General features: G+C 74.1%; 6 protein-coding genes. 1 reads left to right on the forward strand and 5 read right to left on the reverse strand.

Annotated elements, in window-relative coordinates:
• Positions 1-230: 230 nt before the first annotated feature.
• The 3 genes from RIF68_RS25595 to RIF68_RS25605 all read right to left on the reverse strand — a co-directional run bounded on the left by RIF68_RS25595 (position 231) and on the right by RIF68_RS25605 (position 2,885).
• On the reverse strand, positions 231-824 hold the full coding sequence (locus tag RIF68_RS25595) for a TetR/AcrR family transcriptional regulator (RefSeq protein ID WP_309053661.1): 594 nt from the start codon (positions 822-824) through the stop codon (positions 231-233).
• Between the two features lie 120 nt (positions 825-944).
• Positions 945-1,634, reverse strand: a complete 690-nt coding sequence (locus RIF68_RS25600) for a GntR family transcriptional regulator (protein ID WP_309053662.1) — start codon at positions 1,632-1,634, stop codon at positions 945-947.
• Positions 1,635-1,709: 75 nt separating this feature from the next.
• Complete coding sequence (locus RIF68_RS25605) at positions 1,710-2,885, reverse strand: CoA transferase (RefSeq protein WP_309053663.1); 1,176 nt, start codon at positions 2,883-2,885, stop codon at positions 1,710-1,712.
• Positions 2,886-3,042: 157 nt separating this feature from the next.
• Here RIF68_RS25605 and RIF68_RS25610 point away from each other — a divergent pair, with 157 nt between their 5' ends.
• The gene (locus RIF68_RS25610; protein ID WP_309053664.1) at positions 3,043-4,254 is read left to right on the forward strand and encodes an acyl-CoA dehydrogenase family protein; all 1,212 of its coding nucleotides are present in this window, start codon (positions 3,043-3,045) and stop codon (positions 4,252-4,254) included.
• A gap of 66 nt (positions 4,255-4,320) precedes the next feature.
• Here RIF68_RS25610 and RIF68_RS25615 read toward each other — a convergent pair whose 3' ends face one another.
• Both RIF68_RS25615 and RIF68_RS25620 read right to left on the reverse strand, forming a co-directional pair.
• Positions 4,321-4,827, reverse strand: a complete 507-nt coding sequence (locus RIF68_RS25615) for an FBP domain-containing protein (RefSeq protein WP_309053665.1) — start codon at positions 4,825-4,827, stop codon at positions 4,321-4,323.
• A gap of 76 nt (positions 4,828-4,903) precedes the next feature.
• The coding region (locus tag RIF68_RS25620; protein WP_309053666.1) for an aminotransferase class I/II-fold pyridoxal phosphate-dependent enzyme at positions 4,904-5,605 on the reverse strand (702 nt) is incomplete at its 5' end.

A 5,605-nucleotide genomic window follows, 5' to 3' on the forward strand; every position in this document is an offset into this window, starting at 1 on the left:
CTGTGTGTCGTGGGTCGCGTCATGAGCTGCGATGCCTCCGGTCGGTGGGGGTGTACCGGGCGCCCCGAGGATCGCGGTGCGGGTGGAACGAGTCAAGGGTCCGGGACAGACGACCTGTTGAAGTCCGCGCCGGGACCCGGGCGCCCCGGGAGCGCACCGCCGTGCCCGGCCGTCCGGCCCGGCGACCCGCCCGAGCGGCCCGGCCCGTCCCTTCCGGCGGAAGCCCCGCCTCAGCCCTCGATGAACCGCACGAGCTGATCGGCCGTCAGCTCCAGCAGCTCCTCGGCCGCCCGCTCGTCGCCCAGGACCAGGAACTGCAGCGTCAGCCCGTCGATCGACGCCGCCAGGGAGCGGGCGATCACCCCCACCGGCACCCGCGGCTCCACCCCGACGACCGCCGTCACCTGCTCGACCAGCGACGCCGCCGAGGCCACGTACCGCTCGTACTGGGCCCGTGCCAGATCCTCGAACCCGGGCTCGCGCAACGCGTACTGGGTCAGGTCGTAGGTCAGCATGTGCTCGCCCGGACGGGCCGTCACGTCGTCCCAGTACGTCCGCAGCGCGCCCCGCACGGTCTCGCGCAGCGTGGCCCTCGGCTCGACCGCCGCCATCACCCGCGTCACGTACGAGCCCGTGATCGTCTCGATCGCGGCCTCCAGGAGTGCCTGCTTGGAGTCGAAGCAGTAGTGGAAGACGCTGAGCGACACCCCCGCCTCGGCGCAGATCGACCGCGTGGTCGTCCGGGCGACCCCGTCCCGGGTCATCGCCCTGATCGCCGCCTCGACCAGCTGCCTGCGTCGTTCGGCCGACGGCATCCGCGCCATGGTTCGTTCCTCCTCGGGTCCGGCGCCGTCAGGGTAGCCGGGGGCCGAAGCGGCCCCACGGGCGGTACGGGCCCGGGCGCCCGGGGCCGGTCCCGGTGATGTTCCGGGACCGACGGCGGGTCAGGCCCCGGCGCGCCCGGTGTCGGGCGGCAGGTCCAGCACCTCGCGCAGGGCGGCCACCGCGTGGGCGCGGTGCTCGTCCAGCCACCGGACCGCCGCCTCCTCGTCACCGTTGACCAGTGCGGAGATCACGGCCCGGTGCTCGCGCACCGCCCGCTTCCGGTGCGGCGGTTCGGTGTAGTACAGCGAGCGGTACGCGTCGGTCGCGTCCCACAGGGTGGCGATGAGCCGCACGAGGCGCGGCATCCCGGAGGCCTCGATCAGCGTGAAGTGGAAGCGCCGGTTCGCGGCGGCCATCGCGGTCACGTCACCGGCCCCGGCCGCCGCCTCCACCTCCCGCTGGATCCGTTCGAGCGCGGCGATCGTCCCGTCGGGCATCCGGACGGCGGCCTTGCGGACCGCCTCCGTCTCCAGGAGCTGCCGGATGCGGTAGATCTCCTCCAGGTCCGCGAGGGACAGCTCGGCGACGAAGTAACCGCGGTGTATGCGGTGGACGACGAGGCCCTCGGCCTCCAGTGCCTTCAGCGCCTCGCGCAGGGGGACCCGGCTCACGTCGAGGCGCGCGGCGAGCGCGTCCTGCCGGATCGGCGCGCCGGGGCGGAGCTCCCCGCTGGTGATGGCGCGCCGCAGCTCCTCCAGCACGAACTGCTGGGCCGTCGGGGGCCGCCGCCTCTCCACCGCGCCGCTCATCGTCTCCGACCCTTCCGTTCCGTCGCTCCCCGGCCCGCGGGCCACCGCCGCCGGTCCGGACCATCTTCCTACGGATCAGCCGGTGCGCGGCGGCCGTCCCAGCTCCGCGAGGACCGCCCCGGTGTGCTCGCCGAGGCGCGGCGGGGCGGCCCGGTAGGACGGCGGGGTCGCGCCGAGCCGGATCGGATGGGCCACCTGGCCCGGGCCGGCCGCGGACGGCGGAACCCGGGCGTCGAGCCCCAGCCGGTCGGCGAGCGTGAACGCGGCGGCGAGGTCGTTGACCGGCCCGCACGGCACCCCGGCCGCCGTCAGCTCCTCGCACCACGCGTCGGCCGTCCGCGCCCCGAGCGGTCCCGCCAGCGCCGCCACCAGTTCCTCCCGGTGCGCCACCCTGGCCGTGTTGGTCGCGAACCGCTCGTCCCCGGCCAGCTCCGGCCGGCCGAGCCGCTCGCACAGCGCCCGGAACTGCCGGTCGGTGCCCACCGCCAGGACCAGCGGCCGGTCCCGGGCCTCGAACACCTCGTACGGGGCGATGCTCGGGTGCCGGTTGCCCAGGGCGCGCGGCACGACGCCGGCGCCCAGGTACGCGGCGGCCTGGTTGGTCAGCGCCGAGAGCAGCGAACCGAGCAGGGACACCTCCACGCGCTGGCCCTCACCCGTCCGCTCGCGGTGGCGCAGGGCCGCCAGGATCCCGAGCCCCGCGTGCAGACCGGTGACGACGTCCACGAGCGCGACACCCGCCTTCGTACCGGGACCGCCGGGCTCACCGGTCACGCTCATCAGGCCGCCCATGGCCTGGACCAGCAGGTCGTAGCCCGGCAGCCGGGCGCCCTCGGCGGTGCCGAAGCCGGTCACCGAGCAGTAGACGAGCCCCGGATTGGTCCTGCGGACCTCCTCGTGGCCGAGGCCGAGCCGTTCCATCGTGCCGGGGCGGAAGTTCTCCACCAGGACGTCCGCGCGGTCCACGATCGCCCGCGCCGCCGCCAGGTCCTCCGGGTCCGTCAGATCGAGCGACACCGAGCGCTTGTTCCGGTTGACCCCGAGGAAGTACGTGGCCTCGCCGTCCGCGAACGGCGGTCCCCACGCGCGCGTGTCGTCGCCCGACCCGGGACGCTCGATCTTGATCACGTCCGCGCCCAGATCGGCCAGGAGCATCGTCATGTACGGCCCGGCGAGAACCCTCCCGAAATCGGCGACGACGATTCCGGACAGCGCGCCGGTGGTCGGGTCCGGCGGGTCTGCGGGGGCCATGGTGTCTCCTTCGCCGACGGTCAGGGGGGAGATCGGATCCCGTCGGACGCTAGGGCCGGCTCGGCGGATTTTCAATACTGGATCCAAAATCCGATCTGCCGCTACGCTTCCGCTCGCCGCGTTGCACCCTCACACCGTCGCCGCCAGGAGGCCGCCTGTGAACTCGCCGAAGTCGCCGAAGTCGCCGAAGCCGTCGCCGTCCGCGCCCGTCCACCCCTTCGACCTGCTCGCCGTCGACGGACTGCTCACCGACGAGGAACGCGAGATCCGCGCCACCGTGCGCGCCGTCGCCGACCGCGAGCTGCGCCCCCACGTCGCCGAATGGTTCGAGAAGGGCGAGATCCCGGCCCGCGAACTCGCCCGCACCCTCGGGGGCGTCGGCGTCCTCGGCATGCACCTGGAGGGCTACGGCTGCGCGGGCACCAACTCCGTCGCGTACGGCCTGGCCTGCCTGGAACTGGAGGCCGTCGACTCCGGCCTGCGCTCCCTCGTCTCCGTCCAGGGCTCCCTCGCCATGTACGCCATCTGGAAGTACGGCTCCGAGGAGCAGAAGCAGCGGTGGCTGCCGAGGATGGCGGCCGGCGAGTACATCGGCTGCTTCGGCCTGACCGAGCCCGACGCGGGATCGGACCCCGGCGCGATGCGGACCACCGCCAGGCGCGACGGCTCGGACTGGGTGCTCAACGGCACCAAGATGTGGATCACGAACGGCTCGGTGGCCGACGTCGCCGTCGTCTGGGCCCGCACCGAGGACGGCGTCCGCGGCTTCCTCGTCCCGGCCGGCACCCCCGGCTTCAGCGCTCCCGAGATCCGGATGAAGCTGTCGCTGCGGGCGAGCGTCACCAGCGAACTGGTCCTGGAGGACGTCCGTCTGCCGGCCGACGCCGTCCTGCCCGGCGCCCGTGGCCTCTCCGGTCCGCTCGGCTGCCTCAACGAGGCCCGGTTCGGCATCGTCTTCGGTGCTCTCGGCGCCGCCCGCGACTGCCTGGAGACGGCCATCTCCTACGCCCGCGACCGGGTCGTCTTCGCTCGCTCGCTCGCCTCCTACCAGCTCACCCAGCAGAAGCTCGCCGACATGTCCGTCGAGCTCGGCAAGGGCATGCTCCTCGCCCTCCACCTCGGCCGCCTCAAGGACGCCGGAACCCTGACCCCCGAGCAGGTCAGCGTCGGCAAGCTCAACAACGTGCGCGAGGCCATCGCCGTCGCCCGCGAGTGCCGCACCATCCTCGGTGCCAACGGCATCACCCTGGAGTACCCGGTGCTCCGGCACGCCAACAACCTGGAGTCGGTCCTCACCTACGAGGGCACCAGCGAGGTGCACTCCCTCGTCATCGGCAAGGCCCTCACCGGCGAGCAGGCCTTCCGCTGACGCGTGGCGGTCCGCCGGCGCCCCGCGGGCGGACCACCCGGCCCGCCCGCACGGCACGGCGCGGCCTCAGGCCGCCGTGACCCTGGCCAGGAAGGCGTCGAGGTTGCCCATCGTGCGGGCCACCCGCTCCTCGATCGACAGCGTCTCGTCGTGACGCTTGCCCCCGCGCAGCCTCGGCTGCCGCTTGCCCCGGATGTAGAGCGAGCAGGCGAGGTCGGCGCAGACGTAGATGCCGACCGTGTTCCCCTCGCGCCCCCGGCCGCCGACCAGTGGCGCGGCGAGCAGGGCGACCCCGGAGGAGGCGTGCGCGGTCAGGCACACCTGGCACAGGCTCGTCTTCACGGCACTGGTCCGTCCCACGGCGGGGACCCGCAGGGTCACGCCCAGCGGGCCGTCCTCACGGGGGACCACCAGGTGTGCCCGCAGCGGTGCGCCGGGGTCGACCCAGCCGAGGAAGTCCAGGTCCTGCCAGGGGAGTTCGGCGAAGTCCAGCGGCAGCTTGAGCCGCGCGGCCTCGCCCTTCGTGCAGTTCACGAAGGACGAACGGATCTGTTTGTCGGTCAATGGTTCCACTCGTTGGACCGTACACGGACCTGCCGGAGGCGGCATCCGAATATCGGGACGCGCGCCCCACCGGGCCCCGGCCGCCTCACGCCACCCAGTCCGGCAGGGCCGGGTCCGCGAAGCGCCCCGGCGCCCCGTCGAGCGCCGCCGCGAGCCGCTCGGCGGCCGGCTCGTACACCTCCTCGGCCAGCGTGTACGGGATGCGCAGCCGGTGCTCGTGCGTCCCCGGGTCCACGCCGAACCGCGCCCCGCCCTCCACCCGTACCCCGTGGCGGAGCGCGCGGGCGGACAGCGCGGAGGCGACCGGCCGCCCCAGGTCGATCCAGAGGCACATCCCGCCCGGCGGCACCGTCCACCGCCACTCCGGCACGTGCCGCGCGAGAGCGGCGGTCAGCGCCTCGCGCCGCCGCCGGAGTTCCGCGATCCGCGCCGGCAGGATGGTGCCGAGCCGGTCCATCAGGGCCACGGCCACCAGCTGATCGAGCACCGAACCGGCCAGGTCGGCGGTGATCCGCACCCGGGCCAGCTCGGTCACCACGCCGGCCGCCGCCCGTACCCAGCCGACCCGCAGCCCGCCCCAGCAGCTCTTGCTCAGGGAACCGACGGAGACGATCTGCTCGCCGTCGCCCCCGCCGACGCCCGAGGCGAACGGCCGGGGCGCGGGCACGTCCAGTGCCATGTCGGTGAGCGTCTCGTCCACGACGAGCCACGTCCGCGTGGCGCGCGCCGCCCGGGCCACCTCCCGCCGCTGCTCCTGAGGCATCAGCCGCCCGGTCGGATTGTGGAA

Source organism: Streptomyces sp. (assembly GCF_031178505.1).
Taxonomy (GTDB): Bacteria; Actinomycetota; Actinomycetes; order Streptomycetales; family Streptomycetaceae; genus Streptomyces; species Streptomyces gulbargensis.

Coding starts and splice junctions, on each gene's coding strand:
- RIF68_RS25595 (WP_309053661.1), bottom strand. CDS start 824: ATGGCGCGGATGCCGTCGGCCGAACGACGCAGGCAGCTGGTCGAGGCG.
- RIF68_RS25600 (WP_309053662.1), bottom strand. CDS start 1,634: ATGAGCGGCGCGGTGGAGAGGCGGCGGCCCCCGACGGCCCAGCAGTTC.
- RIF68_RS25605 (WP_309053663.1), bottom strand. CDS start 2,885: ATGGCCCCCGCAGACCCGCCGGACCCGACCACCGGCGCGCTGTCCGGA.